A 21,127-nucleotide genomic window follows, 5' to 3' on the forward strand; every position below is an offset into this window, starting at 1 on the left:
ATCGAGGTGATATGTAGTGAAAGAAGTATTTCCAAAATCAAAGAGCGATAGAAGGTTACTTACTCATGTGCCAGATCCAACAAATAGAAGAAAAACTGTGGATAGAAGAGGGATAAATCTAGATAGTTCATATGAATTTGGGATAAGATATGAACTTGAAATTCCTGTATATATATATACAAAAGAAGAAATGATAGAAGCTCAATCGATAGATTTATCTGTAACTGGAATATTAATTAAAATAAAAAAAGATACTAATTATTCTATATCTGAAGGTGATAATGTTAAGCTTAAGTTTTATATTCCTGAAGGATATATGAAAGAAGGATATGATCACAAAGTAAAAATAAATTCAAATATAGTTAGAAGCTTTGAGGACGAAGAATACATTTACTTTGGATGTGTATTTGAAAAAAATCTTCATAATTATTTTACAAAAAGAAGATGGATATCAGAAATCTCAATTGCGAGTATTTTCTTAGGATTAGTTTCTTTTAGTATAATTGGGATGAGGATAAATAGTGTGATTTATTTTAGATATGATCCACTTATATATGGATATAGTATTTTAACAGCTGTATACTTATTATCCAGATATTTATTTGGAGCCTTTTATAAAAGTGTGCCTATTGATGAAAATTATACACCAGGTGTTTCAGTTATAATACCTTGTTTTAATGAAGAAGAATGGATACAAAAGACTATTATTGGATGTTTAAATCAAGATTATCCAATAGATAAGTTAGAAGTTATAGTAGTTGATGACTGTTCAAATGATAATTCTGTACAGAAAATAAATGAAATTATTGAAAGATTAAAAGTAGAGTGTAGTGATTATGATGTTGAGTCAAGAATAAAGTTTATTCTACAACCTGATAACAGAGGTAAAAGAGAGGCTCTTGTAGCAGGTGTTAATGTAGCAAAACATGAATTAGTAACATTTGTTGATTCGGATAGTTTTTTAGAGCCAAGAGCTATAAAGAACCTTGTGCAACCATTTAGAGATCCAAAAGTAGGTGGTGTTACAGGTAGAACTGATGTTGAAAATGCTTGGACAAATTATATAACTAAGATGCAGGCAGTAAGATATTATGTTGCATTTCGAATGATAAAGGCTGCAGAGTCTATATTTGATTGCGTTACTTGTCTTTCTGGGCCAATATCATGTTATAGAAAAGACTTAGTAGATAAATACAAATATGACTGGCTAAGTCAAACTTTTTTAGGCCAACCAGCAACATTTGGTGATGATAGAAGTATGACTAACTTTATACTTAAACATCATAGAACAGTATATCAAGATAGTGCAATATGCACTACAATAGTTCCTTCAGATTTTAAAGTTTTCTTAAAACAACAAATGAGATGGAAACGTTCATGGCTTAGAGAGTCAATAAGAGCTGGAGGATTTATGTGGAAGAAAGAGCCTTTCCATGCGATTTCTTTTTATGCAGGTATTATAGTTCCAGTATTGGCTCCTTTAATTGTTATATATAATATGATGTATGTTCCGATTGTATATAAAACTTTCCCAATAGTATTTATATCTGGAATATTACTTATGAGCTTTTTAATGAGTTTTGTATACTTACTGTTTAGGAAAAGTAAGATATGGATTTATGGTTTATGGTTTTGCTTATTCTATGAATGCATATTAATATGGCAAATGCCAATAGCATGTCTTACATTCTGGAAGTCAACTTGGGGAACTAGAAAAACAAAAGAAGATATAGAACATGAGAAAAAGCAAAAGAAAAGAAAACAAGATAAAATAAGAAGAAAAAATATGAAAGAAGAATACGCCCATTCTAAATAGGATTTTATTTGGAGGATTATTTGTGAGAAAGTACAAAGATGATTTACCAAAAGACATAAGAAAAAAAAATATGAAAAAGACTATAAGAACTATAGCCCAAATCTTATTTTGTATAACTGTAGTTACTTTCGTGACAATTTATATAAAATTTCCTAAAATGTACAAAGAAGATAACAAAGCGAATTGGAATCAATCTAATGGATTTATAGCACTATCGTATGTAGGAGTTGCAAGAAAAGATAATAATGACTTAGTGTCTATAGAAAGACTTGATTCACATCTTAAGGCATTACATGAAGCTGGATATGTTAGTATAGGTATTGATGATATTATAAACTTTTATGAAAAAGGTTCACCACTTCCAGAGAAAGCTTTATATTTAACTTTTGAAGATGGTAGAAAAGATTCAATGATATTTGCACAAAAAGTTTTAGAAAAATACAATTTCAAAGCAACTATGATGAGTTATGCAGGAAATGTAGTTAGCAAAGACAGAATTTTTATAAAAGAGAAGGAATTAAAATACTTAGATGAAAATTCATTTTGGGAAATTGGAACTAATGGATATAGATTTTCATATATAAATGTCTTTGATAAAAATGAAAATATAGAAGATGAAGATAAAGATGGAAAGTATAAAAAAGAAAAATTCAAATATAATCACTATCTAATGGACTATATAAGAGATGAAGATGGGATTCCTCTTGAAAGTAAATCAGAAATGAGAGATAGAATTAATTGGGATTATAAAAGAATGAAAGAAATCTATGAAGATGCTTTAGAATATAATCCAAAGGCATATGCGATAATGCATGCAAATGCTATATATGAAAATATAAATGAAGCTGTAGAAGATGTAAACTTAGAAAATATATATGATCAATTTGATATTATGTTCAATAGAGAAGGTTCTTGTTATAATACATCAAAAACAAATAAGTATAATCTTACAAGAATGCAAGTAGGTTCAGATTGGTCAGTTAATAAGTTATTAATGGAAATAAAAAGTTGGACAGATAGTAAAACACCTTATGTAGTAGGAGATGAAGAAGCTGTTAGTAGGTGGGCTATTAAAGGTGGAGTAATGAACCAAGACGATAATAAACTTATTCTTACATCACCTAAAGGAGAAAAGTCTTTCGCTTATCTTAAGGGTAGTGATACTTGGAAAGATATAGATTTATCGTTATACTTATCTGGAAGAGATTTTGGAACTCAATCTGTTTATTTAAAATATTTAGACTCTAACAATTATATAAAGATGATGTTAAAGAATAACATTATTTATATAATAGAAAAAACTGAATCATCTAAAGAAAAGGTTGTATTTAAAAGCGAAATGCCAAATGCAGATAAACTTCCTGAAATAGATGATAACTTTGACTTAGATAGAATAGATGGAAATGAAAATTATGATGAATCTGTTACAGATAAAAAATATGACTCATTTGATATAAATCACCAACTAAGCAGGACTTACAAATCAAATGAATCAAGTATGGAATCTCCTGTATCATGGAAGATAAGTGTACAAATAAAAGATAGCAATATGTCTATAATGGTAGGAAACAAAATTTTAGCAAATGATATAGTGATTAATGACAAATTAAATTACGGTGGATTTGCCATTGAATGTTATAGTAATAATGATGAAATTTATGATGGTGTATATGATGAACTTACTGTATCACCTATAAACGAAGAATAATTTTACGAGGTATATATGAAATCTAAAAAAATTATTTATTTAGGTATTGCACTAATTAGTATATTACTAATTAGTGCAATTATAAAAAGCATGCTTATAAAAGAAGATAAAAACAATGATAAAAATGATGATATATCTGCATGGATAGTAGATTGGTGCATAGACGATGGAATAAAAGAAGTAAATTCCCTAGAAAGTAACTTAAATAGTATACAGGTATTTGGTGCATATTTTAATGATAAAGATGAAGTATTTATTGCAGAAGATATATTAAATAAGGATCTTAATATACAAAAAGATTTATACTTAACTGTTGTAAATGATATTATATATGAAAATAAAAAACCTGTGCAAAAAGATACTGAATTAATAAGTAGAATATTATCTGATGATGAAAAAAGAAATAAACATATAAATGAACTCATAGACTTAGTCAATAAGTATGAATTTGATGGTTTAGAATTAGATTATGAAAAAATCGACTCTAATTTATGGGATGAATATATTTTATTTATAGATGATTTGGGTCAACTATTAAGTAAAAATAATAAAAAGCTTAGAGTAGTTTTAGAACCAAGTAGTCCATTCGATGAATTTGATATGCCAAGTGAGTATGAATATGTGGTTATGGCATATAACTTATATGGATATGGGACTGGACCAGGACCTAAAGCAGATAAATCATTTATAAAAACTTTATCTAAAAAGTCTGTATCTAATTTAGAAAATGTTAGAATAGCATTTTCTTTAGGTGGATTTGATTGGAATGAAAATGAAGAATCACCAAAAGCATTGACTAAACCTGACATTGACAAAATAATAACAGAGTGTAATATTAATATAAACAGAGATGAAAAAAGTGGTGCTAATTATTTTTATTACTATGATTTAGATAATGTTAAACATACAGTATGGTATAGTGATGAAGAAACTATTAAAACTTGGATGGATACATCTAAAGAAGAAGGAGTAAATAAATTTGCATTGTGGAGATTAGGAAATAGCTTTTAAAGAGAGGAATTACTATGAAGAATTATTTTAAGTTTTTTACTTTGATATTTATACTAATAAGTGCAAATTTTCTAGCAGGATGCAATAAAGATAAATATCCATTAGATTATAGTGAAAAACTTCAAAAGAAAAATAAAGTAGAAGATATATCGTATGATATAGATAAAAACAAGGGGAAAAGTAAAGTTATATCAAGTGTTTTGACTGATGAAAAAGTCTTATCTCTTACATTTCAAGGAATGGGAAATGAAGAAAGTCTAAATAAGTTACTTGATGAATTAGATAAATACAATATAAAAGCAACATTTTTTGTTTCGGGCATAAAAGTAGCAGAAGAACCTGAATTAGCAAATTTAATAGTTAATAGAGGTCACGAACTAGGAAATTTAACATTGTATGCAGGGGATTTAACAGAGTTAAGTTATGAGGAGAAAGTTAGGCAAATAAAAAGATCTCATGATGTAATAAAAAAATATACAAATGTTGATATTAAGTACCTTAGGGCTGGAAATGGTGCTATAGATGAAGAGGTAAAAGTAGCTGCTGCAAATTGTGATTATGAAAATATAGTAAGTTATAGTGTAAATCCTCAAGATTGGCAAGGTAAAAGTGTAGATGAAATTGTAGATATAATAAATGAAAATGTATCTAGAGGTAGTATACTTACTTTAAGTGCAGATAAAAATTTAGATGCTTATAAATCTATAAAAAGTATTGTAGAAAGTTTAAATGAAAGAAACTTTAAATTTGTACCATTAGATAAGCTTATATCTATTAATAATGACGATTTTAAATTAGATGAAAATTGGTATGAACAAATTGAAAAGAAATATGAAGAAGGATTTAAAATAATAAACAACGGCTTAAGAAGTGAGAAGAAGGTAGCATTAACATTTGATGATTGGGCGAGTGATGATACTGTTGATGAAATCTTAGATATACTAGACAAATATAATATAAAAGCAACATTTTTCCTAAGAGCTAAAGGTGTAGAACAAAATCCAAGTTTAGCTTATACTATATCTCAAAGAGGTCATGAAATAGCAAGCCATACTTATGAACATATAAATTTAGATACACTTACTGAAGAAGAAATTAAAGAAGATTTAATAAAATCTCATGAAGTCATATCTAATGCTATTCAAAAAGAAGCTAAGTTATATTTAAGACCTCCAAGAGGTATTATTAATGAAGAAATAGCAAAAATAGCAGGAGAATGTGGATATGAAGACATTATAATGTATGATAATCCAAGTGCACTAGACTGGAAAGAAGATAAAAGTGCTAAGGAAATTGCAAATCATGTTCTTAAGAATAACTCATCAAATGGAGATATTATATTACTTCATATTTTAGATAATATAAATACAGCAAAGGCTCTTCCAACTATTATTGAAGGTCTACACAATAAAGGGCTTGAAATAGTAACAGTTGGAGATCTACTTAATGATAATTAGAAATTTATTATTTGAATAAATAAAAGACTGTAGATAAGTTTGTATTAACATAAAACTATCTACAGTCTCTTATTTTATTAATTTAAATAAGTTACTCACCAACAGATGCATTTGTTTTAATAAATTTATATAAATATTATCATCAATATTAATGATTATGTAAATTAAGTAGATAGAAAGTTTCTTAGTACAAAGAATAGATATATAAATGGTATTGATTAATCAAAGTAGATAATATACTTAAAAATACATGTAACGACATTTTACAATTAAAATAAAAAATGAGATGAAATATTAATGTAATAATATGTTGTGAAAAATACAATTTTAATATTATAATTAAATATGTAGTAAATTTAACAATATGGGGTTATAGGGGATATGAGATTAAAAATTTTAATAGTACTTATTTTACTTAATATTTTAATACCTATAAAAATATATGCAGAAATGCCGAATAACGCAAGTTTTGAGAAGATATCTATTGATGAAGGGCTTTCAAATGAAGAAGTAACAACAATATTTCAAGATAGTAAAGGATATATGTGGATAGGTACAAAAGATGGTCTAAATAGGTATGATGGAGAACAAATAAAAATATATAATTGTAATGTTGAAGATAAAAATACTTTAAGTTCGACGTATATAAATGATATAGAAGAAGATATTTATGGGAATATATGGATAGCAACAGATCACGGATTAGATTTTTTAATTAGAGATACAGACACTGTTAAAAGAATGAAAGATAGAAAAGATATATATAACTTAGGCAACATGAAAATAACTTCGTTGCTAAAGAGTAGCTATGATAAAAATATAATATGGGTTGGTACTGAAAACGGTTTGATGAAAATAAACGTTAAAAATAAATCTGTTAAAGCCTTTTATTATGATGAGAATAATTTAAACTCACTAACTAGTTCATCTATAACTTGTTTAGAAGAGGATGAAAATAACACTCTATGGGTTGGAACCAGGAAAGGTATAAATTTAATAGATAAAAATTCAGATATATATAGAAGTGAAAATCTAATATATGATGATAGATTATTTATTTCTCACCTATCAAAAGATAATTCAGGAAATATATGGATTTCAACTAAACAAGGTATATATAAATTCAATGTAAGAGAAGGTCAAGATGATAATATACTTATAATTAATAACAGAAGAATTGAAGAATATAATTTAAAAGAAAAGACTACGATTAATATTCAGAATTTAGAAAATAGTAAAGAAAAATTTTATGATAATCTTATATTCATTGATAGTAAAAACAACAAATGGTTCTCTAGTAGTCGAGGGGCAGTAAGATTCTCAAATGATACAAATGAAATGGATATATTTGGAAAATATTTAGAATATAAACACTCAATGACAAGTAATGTTATAACCTGTTATTATGAAGATTCTAACGGCACAATATGGATTGGAACGGATAAAGGTACTAATATATTAAATTCTACTATATTTAATTATACTAAGAATACAGATAAAAATATAGTAGGTATGTTGTTACATAATGGTTTTATATGGATAGCAACTAAATTTAATGGGATATATGTATATGATTCAGAAACTGGTGAGCTATTATATAACATATATGAAGAAGAAGATTTTAGTTTTAAAGATAGAGATATAAAAGATTTTTTTGAAATAGACGAAAATAACATTCTTATAGTAACTAATAAAGATATAATATGCTTTAATACAAAAGAACATTCATATAAAGAAATCTTAATTGGAAATGATTATTCTATTGAACTAAAATATATTTATAATGATGGATAAGATATATGGATAGCTACGACAGCTGACTTTTATAGATATAATATAAAGTCTAAAGAAACAAGATATTATAGTCAAGATTTGATGTATGTTGGGATAAATCCAGGAGATATAAAATATATATTACAAGATAATGAAGATGAAGAAATTATTTGGTTAGGTGGAATTGGTACTGGTTTAGTCAAATATCATAAGGAAAAAGGGGTTATGAAGAGGTATACTAATGATTCTTTGACTAAAGGTTCTTTAATTAATAACTATATAAATTGTATGGCATTTGATGATTCAGGTAACTTATGGATAGGCACAAATATAGGAGTTAGTAAACTTAATATAAAAACAAATAAATTTACTTCATATACTACATCTCAAGGTTTAACTAATAACTTTATAAATTCAATTCTACTTGATGATAATAATGATATTTGGATAAGCACTAATAAAGGTTTAAATAAATTTGATGTTGATCAAAATAAATTTATAAAATTTACAGAAATAGACGGTTTAAATGGATATCAATTTAATTTAAATTCATATTTAAAACTTAAAAATGGGACTATTATACTTGGTACAACAGAAGGTTGTATATATTTTAATCCAGATGATTTAGCAAGCTATAAAACATATAAAAATGATGTAGTGATTGGCGATATTTATGTTGGTAAAAATAAAACTACTTATAATGGGAAAGAATTAGTTTTAGAGTATGATTATAAAGATCTATCAATTGATTACTTTTTGCCTAATTATGAAAATTTAAATAATACAACTTATGAATATATGCTTGATGGAATTGATACAGATTGGACATATATTGGCTCTGAAAGTAATTTAAATTTCAAATCATTAGAATCAGGTAAATATATTTTAAAAATAAGAGCTAGAGATGGACATGGTGAATTAACAAAAGAAACAAGTATTAATATAAAAGTAAAGAAGCCTATTTGGAGAACACCTTTAGCTTATATAATATATATATTTATATTAGGGGGGATATTTTTTTGGATATTTAATTATGTTAAGATACTAAAATATTTAGTGAACCAAAAGACAATTAATCTAAATAAACAATTAGAAGAGAATCAGAGGCTAAATAAAGAAATAATAGAACATGAAAAGTTTAAAAATAATTATTTTGTAAATTTATCTCATGAGCTTAGAACACCAATAAATATTGTAATGTCAACAGTACAGCTAATAAATTCACGTATTACAAATAATAATATTACATATGAAAAAATTAATGAATATATGGATATCATAAGTAAAAGCTGTGATAACTTATTAAAAATAATAAATGATATTTTAGATAGTTCAAAAATAGAAACTGGACAATATAAAATTCATAAAAAAAATAATGATATAGTATATGTAGTTGAAGAGGCTGCACTTAATATGAGGAAATACATAGAAGATAAAGGGCTATCTCTTATAATTGATCCTGATATGGAAGAACAAATAGTATCTTGTGATGCAACTGAAATAGAAAGATGCGTAGTTAACTTATTAGCTAATGCAGTTAAGTTTACTCCAGAAAGTGGAGAGGTTAGGGTATATATTAAAGAAGTTGAAAATAATATTGAGATAACTGTAGAAGATACAGGAATCGGAATCTCAAAAGAAGATCAAGAATTTATATTCAAACGATTTTCACAAGTGGATGGCACAGGTGTTACAAAATCAAGCAGTAGTGGTATAGGACTTACGCTTGTAAAATATGTAGCAGAACTTCACGGAGGATATATTAGACTTGAAAGTGAACTTAATAAAGGCAGTAAATTTACTATAGGACTTCCTAATATAGTAGAAGATAATAGTGAAAGTATGTCTTTAATATAAAAATGAATCTCTAAACACATTTATTCACAATATTAATAAATTACTTAGTTTAACTAAAATTTTGAAATATTAAAAATTATAAACAAAACTAATTGCAAAAAATGTCAAAATATGTTACCTTATATAAGTAAAAATATAATAGGCAAACCTAAAGAAATTTAGGGACGCAAAGCTATAGGGGCTAAGGTGTATACAAGTACACTATGTCAGCCAGTTGCCAAAGAGTACATTATACTTTTTGTTTTAAATTTAATCACTGTATTTGACTATATTTGTATTGCAAATATTTAGGAATTAAATTTAGGTAGCTACTCTTTTAGAGTAGCTTTTTTATTATTTACAACTTAAATAATATGATTAATGTACTTCTAGGATGTAAATTTAGGAGGGAGAAAAATGCATAAGAAAAAAATAGCAGCTATAACAATGGCTGCAATAATCACAAATCTTTCGGCTACGACTATAGAAGTCTTAGCAGATGAAGTAAAAAATGCCAAAGAATCTAGTGTAAAAGTCGAATATACTAATGAAGTAAATCAAGCAGTTATAAGTAAATTTGACTTATATAACGATGATAAATTAAATGCTTATAATGAAGTATTTAAAATGGACAATTCAAACATAAAATCTATAACTAATAATGGTGGGAAATATGCAAGTTCTACTATAGATAAAGCTATAGATGAAAATCTAAATACCCATTGGGAAACAGGAAAACCTAATAGTTCAGAGTTTACAAATGAAGTAGTATTTACATTTAATGAAATAGCTAATCTAAATCGTATTGTATACGCTGCAAGAAAAGATATTTCAAGTGGAAAAGGTTTTGCACAAGAATTTGAAATATATGCTTCTCTTACAGAAGAAGGAGATGATTTTAGATTAGTAAGTACTGGGGAGTACACAGGTTCAACGAAAGATTTAGTTGAGATAAAATTTGATTCAACTGACTTTAAAAGATTAAAATTTAAATTTAAGAAGGCTAGTCAAGACTGGGCTTCAGCATCAGAGTTTATGTTCTATAAAGAAGATAAAATAAGTGATAAAATAAAAGGTTTATTTACAGATGACACTTTAAGCCAAGTTAGTGAGGAATTTAATAGCATTGACAAGATTAATAAGTTTGAAGAAGAAGTAAAGAATCATCCATTATATGAAAACTTTAAAGAATCTATAGAAGATGCTAAGATAATATTAGAAAATAATAAAATAGAAGCGACAGAAGCAAAAGTATCTAAGTTAGAAGCTTATCATATAAGTAATGAGAAAGATAATGAATATAGCAAATTATTTAGAATGTCAAATTCTAATATATCAAATATAAGTTCTAATGGAGGAACATACTATAACTCAAAGTTAGAGTATATGATAGATGATAAAACTGAAACTCATTGGGAAACTAATAAGAATAATAGTTCAGATTTTACTAATGAAGTAGTGTTTACTTTTGATGAAGCAGTAGTTTTAGATAGAGTAGCATTTTTAGCTAGAGAGAATAGAAAGGGATTCCCAGAAGAGTTTGAAATATATGCATCAGAAACATCAAAGGGTGAAACATTCCAAAAAGTTGCATATGGGAGTGCTACAAGTACAAATGATTTTTTAGAATTTAAATTTAATCCTACAAAGTTCAAGAGATTAAAGTTTAAGTTTACAAAGTCTGTTATAGATAGACCTTTCGTAGCAGAATTTAGATTTTATAAACAAGATGAATTAAGTGAAAAGTATGATAGATTATTCACAGATTCAAGTATGAACAAAGTATCTGAAGAGTTTAATACATTAGAAAAATTAAATAACTTTGAAGATGAATTAAAAGATCATCCATTGTATGATTTATACAAAGAAGGTATAAATAATGCTAAAGCTATTTTAACTGAAACTCCTGAGAGTCCTACTAAAGCAACATTAGGAAAAATAAATTATAACCTTAATGAAGATTATAATAATGAATATAAAGTAGCATATAGCGATATAAAATCAATAAAAAATAATGGAAAACAGTACTTATCACAAAGTATTGATAAAGCCATAGATGATAATGTAGATACTTACTGGGAAACTGGAACATTAAATACGAGCTCTTTTACTAATGAAGTTGAAGTTGAATTTAATGATTTAGTAACACTTGATAGAGTAGTTTATGGTTCAAGACAAAGTGATTTAAAGGGATTTGCAGAAGAAATTGAAATATATGCTTCAAGAACAAGTAAAGGTGACACATATAAATTAGTTGCTACTGGTACACATGAAGCTACTAGCGGATTAGTCGAAGCTAGGTTTAAACCGACAGAATTTAAGAGAATTAAATTTAAATTTAAAAAATCTAAACAAAACTCTGCAACTCTAAATGAAATAATGTTTTATAAGACTGATGAAATATATTCATCAATACCTAAATTATTTACAGATGGTACTATGAGTGAAGTTAGCAAAGAATTTAATAGTACAGAAAAAATAAATGCATTTGAAGAAAAAGCAAAAACTCATCCATTATATGAAGACTTTAGAGAATCTATAGAATTAGCTAAGTCATTAATTTCTAATCCAAAGCAAGAAGATGTATTTGAATTAGAAATGAGAGGAGATTCAATAAATGAGTCTGTAAAAAGAAAAATGTGGAGATTCCAAGATTGGCAAATAACTGGATTATCTGCTAGACCTGGAGATAAGATAAATGTATATGTTGATGTAGCAGAAGGTGATCCTACTCCAGTATTATTATACAAACAATCATTAACACAACACGGTGGAGCAGTAAGCTTCCAGCTAAAGCCTGGTAAAAATGAAATAACTATACCAGAAGTAAGTTATGAGGGAAATGGAATCCCTGAGAGTGTTATACAAGGTGGAGAATTATATTTTACAAACTATAAAAGTGATAATCAAACAAGAGCACCAAAGGTAAGAATAGAAGGAGCTAGTAAGTATCCTGTATTTGTATTAGGAAAATCAGATGAAGAAACAGTAATGAAAGAATTAGAAGAATATGTTGCTAAGATTGAAGAAGATCCAGATACTACGCCAAATATTTTTGCAGTTAGCTCTAACAAATCATTATGTTTTACAGAAGCTACATATGCATTAGACTGGTATAAGAAAAATAACAAAACTCCAAAATATACTGCTGAGCAATGGGATGATTATATATCTGATGCAATGGAATTTTGGGGATTTGATAATTCAAAAGAATTACACTCAGATTTTGATTTCAGAATAATGCCAATGGTTAAAAACCTTAGCGGTGGAGCATTCATGAATGCAGCAAATGGTGTTATTGGTATAAGACCAGGTAATCAAGATACTATACTTAATGCAGATAGAGGATGGGGAGTCGCTCATGAACTTGGTCATAACTTTGACACAAGTGGAAGAATTATATCAGAAGTTACTAATAATATAATGCCTTTATTCTTTGAATCTAAATTTAAAACAAAAACAAGAATAAGTGAGCAAAATATATGGGAAAATAACACTTATCCTAAAGTAGGTTTAGATGATTATTCTAACAATGAGTTATATAATACTGCTGATAGTACACATTTAGCTCAATTAGCTCCATTATGGCAGTTATATTTATATGATAATACTTTCTATGGAAAATTTGAGCAACAATATAGAGAGAAAAATTTTGGAAATACTAGTAGAGAAGACATTTATAAGTCTTGGGTAGTAGCAGCATCAGATGCTATGCAATTAGATTTATCTGAATTCTTTGCAAGACATGGTATACGTGTTGATTCTGATGTTAAAGATGAGTTAGCTAAATATCCAAAACCTGATAAAAAGATTTATTACTTAAATGACTTAGCAATGAACTACAAAGGTAATGGATTTACTGAAAATGCAAAGGTATCAGTAAGTACAAGTGCTTCAAATGGGAATATAAAACTTTCATTTGCAATAGACGATGAAAATAAAGACAATATACTTGGATATGAAATACGTAAAGATGGAAAATATATAGGATTTACTTCTAAGGAAAGTTTTGTTGACACTAACTCTAACTTAGATGATGAGGGAGTATACGTTATAACGCCATATGATAGAAAGTTAAATACATTAGATGAAATAGAAGTAAATGCAATACAACCTACTTTATCTTCAAATCCAATAATTACTTTAGAATTAGGTGAAAATTTTGAAGAGAAAGAATATGTTATAGCAAGTGATATAAAAGGTAACTCATTAATAGATTCTGTAAAAGTAAAATCAAATAATGTAGATACTTCTAAGGTTGGAGAGTATGAAATAGTTTATAGTTTAGAAGATAATAAAGGGAATGAGTATACTGCAACTTCTAAAGTTAATGTAGTAAGTAAGAAACATTACATAAGTGATTTAAATCCTAAATCAGCTACAAATGGATGGGGAACTGTGAGAAAAGATAAGAGTATAAGTGGTGGAACGATCGGACTTACAAGAAATGGACAAACTATTGATTATAAAAAAGGATTAGGTATTCATGCCAATGCTGAATATACATACGACTTAGAAGGTAAGGATTATGACTACTTTGAATCTTATATAGGTGTTGATAAGGCGTCATCATCTAAATCAGCTGCATCAATTATTTTTAAAGTCTTAGTTGATGGAGAAGAAAAATTCAATAGTGGAGTAATGTACGGCTTAACATCTCAAAAATATGTTAAGGTAGATGTGAAAGATGCAAAAGAGCTTAAATTAATAGTAGAGGATGCTGGAAATGGAAATGAATCAGACCATGCAAGTTGGGGAGATGCTAAATTAGCTACTATATCTTCAAGACCAGTTATTAAAGGTGAAAATATAGCATATAGCATGGATGATAATGTAAATTTAATGGAAGGTATAGTTGCAACAGATATTGAGGATGGAAACCTAACATCTAAAGTAAAAATAAAATCTTCAGACTTTGTTGAAGGTAAGTCAGGAGTATTCACAATAGTATATACTGTAACAGATAGTGATGGATTAAATTCTGAACATTCAAGAATTGTAGCAGTTATAGATAAAGAAACTCAATTATCTGACTTAAATTGGAAATCTGCAACTATAGGTTCAGGTTCTGTAAGAAAAGATAGAGCGGTAAGTAACAACGCAATAAGACTTTTAAATGAAGATAAGTCTGTTGAAACCTTTGCTAAAGGTATAGGTACTCACTCATACTCAGAAATAGTTTATAACTCAGAAGGTTATGATATATTTGATACTTGGGTAGGAGTAGACCAATATGTATCAGATAAGACTACATCTAGTGTTGTATTTAAAGTATTTGTTGATGGAAAGTTAAAGGCACAAACAGATGTAATGAGAGTTGATACTCCAAAACAACGTTTAGTTGTTGATGTTAGAGACTCTAGTGAGGTTAAACTAGTAGTAGATGTAGCAGATAATGGAAATAATTGGGATCATGCAGATTGGGCAAATGCAAGATTTTGCAATATAGCTGAGTATGACACAACAGAATTAAAAACAATCTTAGAAGAAGCTAAAAGTTTAGATTTAAATAATTATACTCAAGAATCTATAAAATCTTTACAAAATGCAATATCAAAAGGAGAAGAAGCGTTACTTTCTAAAGACCAAAACACAATAAATGCTGCCATAGAAGAATTGAATAGTGTAATAAATTCTTTAGTAGAGGTTGACTTAAATGATGTTGTAAACTTACCAGATAAACGATTAGTTAAGTCTATTCAAACACAGTTAAATAAAACTGGTGATATAACTTTAGGTGATATGCGTAGTTTAACTACTTTAAGATTATCTGGTGTTGCTGACTTAACAGGTATGGAACATGCTATAAATTTAGAAACTTTAGAAATGAACTATAATGAAGTTAAAGATTTAAGACCATTAGCAAACTTAGATAAACTTAAAACATTAGATGCAAGACAACAGTATATACCAGTAGGAAATTTGACTATTTCTAATGGTAAGGTTATAGGGGATTCTACGATATATAATAGAGAAGGAAATAATGTAGCTAGTACTATAAAGCTTTTTGATAAAGATGGAAATGTAATTAGAGAAGAAAGTGCCAAAGGTGAATTTGAAATAAGTACAGAAGGCTTAGATAAAGGACTTTATGGTGTTCATGTATTGTTTGAAGATAAAGATTTTGATGGTGTAATGTTGTATTTATTTAATATACAATAATTTAAATATATATTTATAAAAATATCATAATGTTGTAAGAATTCATAGTTTGTATATATTTATTAAGGATTGCATGTAGTAAAATCAATACTACATGCAATTTTTACGCTTAAGAAAATTATATTGACTTAATAACTATGAATATCATATTATTTAGTTTGAAATTAACAAAATAATAGTGTAAAATTTTTATAGTAAAATTAATGATATGGAGAAAAATATGACACAAAATATTCAAACGCATCAACTAAAGAAACAAAACTCGTTTATAGAGTTTCTAAAAAAAGAAATAGTACTAGTTATAGCTACAGTACTTGCAATAACTAGCTCACTTATTTCTACTCCAAAACTATCATATATAGATTTTAAAGTATTAATATTATTATTTAACCTTATGATAGTAGTAGCAGCTTTTAAAGAGCTTAAAGTTTTAGATAATATAGCTATTGGACTTCTAAAAAAATGTAATACATACACATCAATATCATTTGCACTAATATTTATTACATTTATAGCATCAATGATAGTAACTAACGATGTGGCCCTTATTACATTTGTACCACTTAGTATAGTTATAGCGAAAAAAGCAAATATAGACGTACTAAAAATAGTTATTTTCCAAACTCTTGCAGCAAATCTCGGAAGTAGCTTTACACCAATGGGTAACCCTCAAAACCTATTTATATACTCATATTATAATTTAAGTCCTTTAGACTTCTTTAAAATAACTGTGCCAATAGTTATTTTAGCAATAGTGTTTTTATCAACTCTTATATTAAAAGATAAGAAGATGAAGCTAAATTTAGATCTATCAGATGTTATTATAGAAAATAAAAGAGATGTTATTTTATTTTCATTACTATTTGGAATTATATTATTATCAGTTTTTCATATTGTAGATTATAAAATCACTTTTGCAGTAACTATAATTACTGTAATAATATTAAATAAAAAACTATTTAAAGAGATTGATTATTCTTTATTAATTACATTTATAGGATTTTTTATATTTATAGGAAATATATCTACAATGGATGTAGTTAGAAGTTTTATGGAAAATATACTAAATAGTGAAAAGTCTACATTTATATCTAGTATTTTAGCAAGTCAGGTTATTAGTAATGTACCTGCCACTATGCTTTTATCAGGGTTTACAGGGCATTTTAAAGAACTATTATTAGGAGTAAACATAGGTGGTATGGGTACATTAATAGCATCTCTTGCAAGTGTTATTTCTTATAAGATTTATACAGGTGAGTTCAGAGAAAAGAATGATAAATATTTGAGAAAGTTTAATTTATATAACTTATTAGGACTTGCAATTTTTGTACCGATAATATATTTATTTATATTTTAAAAAATATAACTGAAATTAAAGTTAATATATAGTTTTGAACTATTAAATATTTATATGAAAATAACATAAATAAAAGATAAAAAATAAGGAGTCGATATATACGACTCCTTATTTTTTATAAAACAAGAATAAATATAAAACAAATTAGGAATACGTTTACGAAGTATATTTATATTAATACTTTATCTACAATTTAATGAATTTATCATAAAAAATTTTAAAAAAATTATATGTCGAAAGTGATTTAGAGTGAGAATATTTTGTCGAATTTAATACAGAAGAAAAATGAATAATGTAATATTATGCTGAAAAAATAGTTACATTATATAAAAAAAATTAATATATAAATCTTTATTGACTAATTATTAAAAGTTTCTTAATATTAGTATCAAAATTAAACACCTTATCAATGATGCTTAATTTTAATATTGAAGCAAAATATCTGTGATATTTTTTAGTCAATATAATTTAATGTAATACTATAAAAAAGGGGGATAATACTATGCGAATTACACCGAGAGAAATGGAAAAACTTATGCTACATTATGCAGGAGAGTTGGCAAATAAAAGAAGGCAAAGAGGCATAAAGCTTAACTATATAGAAGCTGTAGCATATATAAGCGCAGAGTTATTAGAACTAGCAAGAGAAGGAAAGTCTGTTACAGACTTAATGAATTTAGGTACAAAACTTCTTACTAAAGATGATGTAATGGATGGAGTAAGTGAAATGATAGATGAAGTTCAAATTGAAGCTACATTTCCAGATGGAACTAAGTTAGTAACAGTACATAACCCTATACAGTAAATAGAAAAGGAGAAAAATGTAATGATACCAGGAGAAATTATTACTAAAGATAGAGAAATAATTTTAAATGAAGGAAAAAGAGTTCTAACTATTAAAGTTGCAAATATTGGAGATAGACCAATTCAAGTTGGTTCTCATTTTCACTTTTTTGAAGTAAATAAATTACTAAAATTTAATAGAGAAAGTGCATTTGGAATGAGACTAAATATACCTTCAGGAACATCTATCAGATTTGAGCCCGGAGAAGAAAAAGAAATAGAGTTAGTCGAATTAGGAGGAAATAAAATAGTGTACGGACTAAATGGACTAACAGAAGGTCATATTGATGAAAGCAGTATTAAAAAATCTTTGGAAACTGCTAGATTAAAAGGATTTTAAAAAATTATTTGATAAGGAGGGAGATACAGATGAGCTATAAAATATCTGCAAAAAAATATGCAAGTATGTTTGGTCCAACAGTTGGAGATAAAGTAAGACTTGCTGATACTGATTTAATTATAGAAGTTGAGAAAGATTATACCACTTATGGAGATGAAATGAAATTTGGTGGAGGAAAGACTGTACGAGATGGTATGGGCCAATGCGTAAATATAACTAGTGAAAATGGAGCTTTAGATTTAGTAATAACTAATGCTCTTATAGTTGATAGCACAGGTATAGTAAAAGCTGATATAGGAATAAAAAATGGAAATATAGTTGGAATAGGAAAAGCAGGAAATCCGGATATTATGGATGGTGTTACTCCTAATATGGTAGTCGGAGCATCTACAGAAGCAATATCAGCAGAAGGTCTTATGGTTACTGCTGGAGGTATAGACACACATATACATTTAATATCACCACAACAAGTAGATACTGCTTTATACAGTGGTATAACTACTATGATAGGAGGAGGGACTGGTCCAACAGATGGAACCAATGCGACTACATGTACACCAGGACCTTGGAATATAGAAAGAGTACTTAGATCACTAGAAGAATATCCTATGAATTTTGGTATATTTGGAAAAGGAAACTGTTCAAGTAAAGAGCCAATAATTGAGCAAATCAAATCAGGCGTTATAGGCCTTAAAATACATGAAGATTGGGGCGCAACTCCAAAAGTAATAGATACATGTCTATCAGTTGCAGATGAATATGATGTTCAAGTAGCTATACATACAGACACTCTTAATGAAGGTGGATGTATAGAAGATACAATGAATGCAATTGGTGGAAGAACTATACATACATTCCATACAGAAGGCGCAGGTGGAGGACATTCACCAGATATAATAAAAGCAGCTTCGTATAGTAATATACTACCTGCTTCAACAAATCCAACCATGCCTTATACTACAAATACAATAGATGAACATTTAGATATGCTAATGGTATGTCACCATTTAGATAAAAAAATAGAAGAAGATGTAGCCTTTGCAGATTCAAGAATACGTCCAGAGACAATAGCAGCAGAAGATGTACTACAAGATTTAGGAGTATTTAGTATAATGAGTTCTGACTCTCAAGCAATGGGAAGAGTTGGAGAAGTTATAACTCGTACATGGCAAGCTGCACATAAGATGAAGAATCAAAGAGGGCCATTGCCAGAAGATAGTGAAGGAAATGATAACTACAGAGTAAGAAGATACATTGCTAAATATACTATAAATCCAGCAATAGCACATGGTATATCAAAGTATGTAGGCTCAGTTGAAGAAGGTAAATTTGCAGACTTAGTCATTTGGAAGCCAGCATTCTTTGGAATTAAACCAGAAATGATACTTAAGGGTGGAATGGTAGTTGGAGCTAAAACTGGAGACCCTGGGGCATCTATACCAACTCCAGAGCCAGCTATGTATAGACAGATGTTTGGAGCTCATGGAAGTGCAAAATACGATACATGTATAACTTTTGTTTCAAAATATGCTTACAAAAATGGAGTTAAAGAAAACTTAGACCTTAAGAAGAAAGTACTACCAGTTGAAAATTGTAGAAATATAGGCAAAAAAGATATGGTGTTAAATAATGCTACACCAGAAATTACAGTTGATCCTGAAAGTTATGTAGTAAAAGCAGACGATGTACTTTTAACATGTGAACCAGTTAGCGAGTTACCTTTAGCACAATTATATAACTTATTTTAAACAATGAGATTAAAGGGACTATCTCTACTTTTTTAGAGAAGTTCCTTTAAGATAATTATATAGGAGGAAACTTTATGCTAGGTGTTTGTTTATTGTATGTAGGTATGGTTTTAATCAACAATGGTATAACAAGAATATATAATATAGATTCTAAGTCATCTTCAGTAATGAATATATTTACAGGGCTTTTATCAGTAGCAATAAATATTATTTCTATTGTTAAAGGAGATTATTATTCAGCAGGAACAGGATTATTATTTGGATTCACATATTTATTTGTAGCAATAAATGGAATCTATAAATTAGACCAAAGACCTTTTGGTTGGTATAGCTTATTTGTTGCAATCAATACAGTTCCATTTGCATTTGTTGACTACAATAATGGAGATTGGAAGATGGCAATAATATGGATACTATGGGGAATTCTATGGTTTACAGGATTCTTAGAAAATGTATGTAAGAAAAATTTAGAGAAATATGTCCCATACTTATCCATATTTGAAGGTATATTTACAGCTTGGATTCCAGGGGTTCTAATGCTTTTAAATATGTGGCATTAAAATTTATGACATAATTATAGAATGGGGGATTTAAATATGATATTAGAAAAAATTATAGGCAATGTAAATGACTTAGAGTTTGCTAATAAAAAAGTAGACTATGTTGACATAGAGTGGCATGAGGCATTTAAAAAGTTACATAAAAAAGTTAGTAAAAATGGATTAGAAGTAGGAATCAAACTAGACAATAATATACTAACTAGAGGACTTAAACAAGGAGATGTATTAGGGGTATATGATGATACTGTAATTGCAGTGAATATACCACCGGCAAAAGCGTTAGTAATAAATGTTGATGATAGCAGCTTAATACCTAAGTTATGTTATGAAATAGGAAATAAGCATGCTACTTTATTTAGAGGAGATAATGATAATCAATTTATAACAATATTTGATGAACCGATGAAGGCTATGATAGAAAAATTAGGTATATCTGTAGAAGAAAAAGTAGTTAAATTTGACTTTGATAAAAGTATATCATCATCTATTAATGCTCACCATCATTAAGATGGAGTT

Annotated in this window: 13 protein-coding genes and 1 riboswitch; all 13 genes read left to right on the plus strand. The window is 27.7% G+C overall.

All coding sequences use genetic code 11. From position 1 onward, the window contains the following. The first annotated feature begins 16 nt into the window (after positions 1-16). The 13 genes from HF520_RS04155 to HF520_RS04210 all read left to right on the plus strand — a co-directional run bounded on the left by HF520_RS04155 (position 17) and on the right by HF520_RS04210 (position 21,118). Entirely contained in the window at positions 17-1,816 is a 1,800-nt protein-coding gene (locus HF520_RS04155; protein WP_168572827.1) for a glycosyltransferase, read from the plus strand. Positions 1,817-1,838: 22 nt separating this feature from the next. Further along, positions 1,839-3,524 carry a polysaccharide deacetylase family protein gene (locus HF520_RS04160; protein WP_168572828.1) on the plus strand — a complete coding sequence of 562 codons (1,686 nt, stop codon included), beginning with the start codon at positions 1,839-1,841 and terminating at the stop codon, positions 3,522-3,524. Between the two features lie 15 nt (positions 3,525-3,539). Beyond that, the gene (locus HF520_RS04165) at positions 3,540-4,535 is read left to right on the plus strand and encodes a glycosyl hydrolase family 18 protein (RefSeq protein WP_168572829.1); all 996 of its coding nucleotides are present in this window, start codon (positions 3,540-3,542) and stop codon (positions 4,533-4,535) included. A gap of 14 nt (positions 4,536-4,549) precedes the next feature. Next, complete coding sequence (locus tag HF520_RS04170) at positions 4,550-5,992, plus strand: polysaccharide deacetylase family protein (protein ID WP_168572830.1); 1,443 nt, start codon at positions 4,550-4,552, stop codon at positions 5,990-5,992. 381 nt (positions 5,993-6,373) lie between these two features. After that, positions 6,374-7,786: a ligand-binding sensor domain-containing protein gene (locus HF520_RS15225; protein ID WP_243155192.1), complete on the plus strand. Its 1,413-nt coding sequence runs from the start codon at positions 6,374-6,376 to the stop codon at positions 7,784-7,786. Between the two features lie 81 nt (positions 7,787-7,867). Next, on the plus strand, positions 7,868-9,622 hold the full coding sequence (locus HF520_RS15230; RefSeq protein WP_243155222.1) for a sensor histidine kinase: 1,755 nt from the start codon (positions 7,868-7,870) through the stop codon (positions 9,620-9,622). Positions 9,623-9,753: 131 nt separating this feature from the next. Beyond that, positions 9,754-9,844: riboswitch (cyclic di-GMP riboswitch) on the plus strand. 174 nt (positions 9,845-10,018) lie between these two features. Further along, a complete protein-coding gene (locus HF520_RS04180; RefSeq protein WP_168572831.1) occupies positions 10,019-15,763 on the plus strand; it encodes an NPCBM/NEW2 domain-containing protein in 5,745 nt (1,914 codons plus the stop codon). 220 nt (positions 15,764-15,983) lie between these two features. Next, a complete protein-coding gene (locus tag HF520_RS04185; protein WP_207711025.1) occupies positions 15,984-17,120 on the plus strand; it encodes an SLC13 family permease in 1,137 nt (378 codons plus the stop codon). A gap of 502 nt (positions 17,121-17,622) precedes the next feature. Further along, entirely contained in the window at positions 17,623-17,925 is a 303-nt protein-coding gene (ureA, locus tag HF520_RS04190; RefSeq protein WP_168572832.1) for an urease subunit gamma, read from the plus strand. Positions 17,926-17,946: 21 nt separating this feature from the next. Beyond that, positions 17,947-18,303, plus strand: a complete 357-nt coding sequence (gene ureB / locus HF520_RS04195) for an urease subunit beta (protein ID WP_168572833.1) — start codon at positions 17,947-17,949, stop codon at positions 18,301-18,303. A 29-nt stretch (positions 18,304-18,332) separates the two neighbouring features. After that, positions 18,333-20,051: an urease subunit alpha gene (ureC, locus tag HF520_RS04200; RefSeq protein WP_168572834.1), complete on the plus strand. Its 1,719-nt coding sequence runs from the start codon at positions 18,333-18,335 to the stop codon at positions 20,049-20,051. Positions 20,052-20,125: 74 nt separating this feature from the next. Continuing rightward, a complete protein-coding gene (locus HF520_RS04205) occupies positions 20,126-20,611 on the plus strand; it encodes an AmiS/UreI family transporter (RefSeq protein WP_168572835.1) in 486 nt (161 codons plus the stop codon). Between the two features lie 36 nt (positions 20,612-20,647). After that, a complete protein-coding gene (locus tag HF520_RS04210) occupies positions 20,648-21,118 on the plus strand; it encodes an urease accessory protein UreE (RefSeq protein WP_168572836.1) in 471 nt (156 codons plus the stop codon). The last annotated feature ends 9 nt before the right edge of the window (positions 21,119-21,127 follow it).

It is taken from the genome of Romboutsia sp. CE17 (assembly GCF_012317385.1).
Classification (GTDB): domain Bacteria; phylum Bacillota; class Clostridia; order Peptostreptococcales; family Peptostreptococcaceae; genus Romboutsia_E.

What these genes read in the sequence shown, in the direction of transcription:
- HF520_RS15225 (WP_243155192.1), top strand. Translation starts at nt 6,374, where the DNA reads ATGAGATTAAAAATTTTAATAGTACTTATTTTACTTAATATTTTAATA.
- HF520_RS04165 (WP_168572829.1), top strand. Translation starts at nt 3,540, where the DNA reads ATGAAATCTAAAAAAATTATTTATTTAGGTATTGCACTAATTAGTATA.
- ureA (WP_168572832.1), top strand. Translation starts at nt 17,623, where the DNA reads ATGCGAATTACACCGAGAGAAATGGAAAAACTTATGCTACATTATGCA.
- ureB (WP_168572833.1), top strand. Translation starts at nt 17,947, where the DNA reads ATGATACCAGGAGAAATTATTACTAAAGATAGAGAAATAATTTTAAAT.
- HF520_RS04185 (WP_207711025.1), top strand. Translation starts at nt 15,984, where the DNA reads ATGACACAAAATATTCAAACGCATCAACTAAAGAAACAAAACTCGTTT.
- ureC (WP_168572834.1), top strand. Translation starts at nt 18,333, where the DNA reads ATGAGCTATAAAATATCTGCAAAAAAATATGCAAGTATGTTTGGTCCA.
- HF520_RS04210 (WP_168572836.1), top strand. Translation starts at nt 20,648, where the DNA reads ATGATATTAGAAAAAATTATAGGCAATGTAAATGACTTAGAGTTTGCT.
- HF520_RS04205 (WP_168572835.1), top strand. Translation starts at nt 20,126, where the DNA reads ATGCTAGGTGTTTGTTTATTGTATGTAGGTATGGTTTTAATCAACAAT.
- HF520_RS15230 (WP_243155222.1), top strand. Translation starts at nt 7,868, where the DNA reads ATGTATGTTGGGATAAATCCAGGAGATATAAAATATATATTACAAGAT.
- HF520_RS04180 (WP_168572831.1), top strand. Translation starts at nt 10,019, where the DNA reads ATGCATAAGAAAAAAATAGCAGCTATAACAATGGCTGCAATAATCACA.
- HF520_RS04170 (WP_168572830.1), top strand. Translation starts at nt 4,550, where the DNA reads ATGAAGAATTATTTTAAGTTTTTTACTTTGATATTTATACTAATAAGT.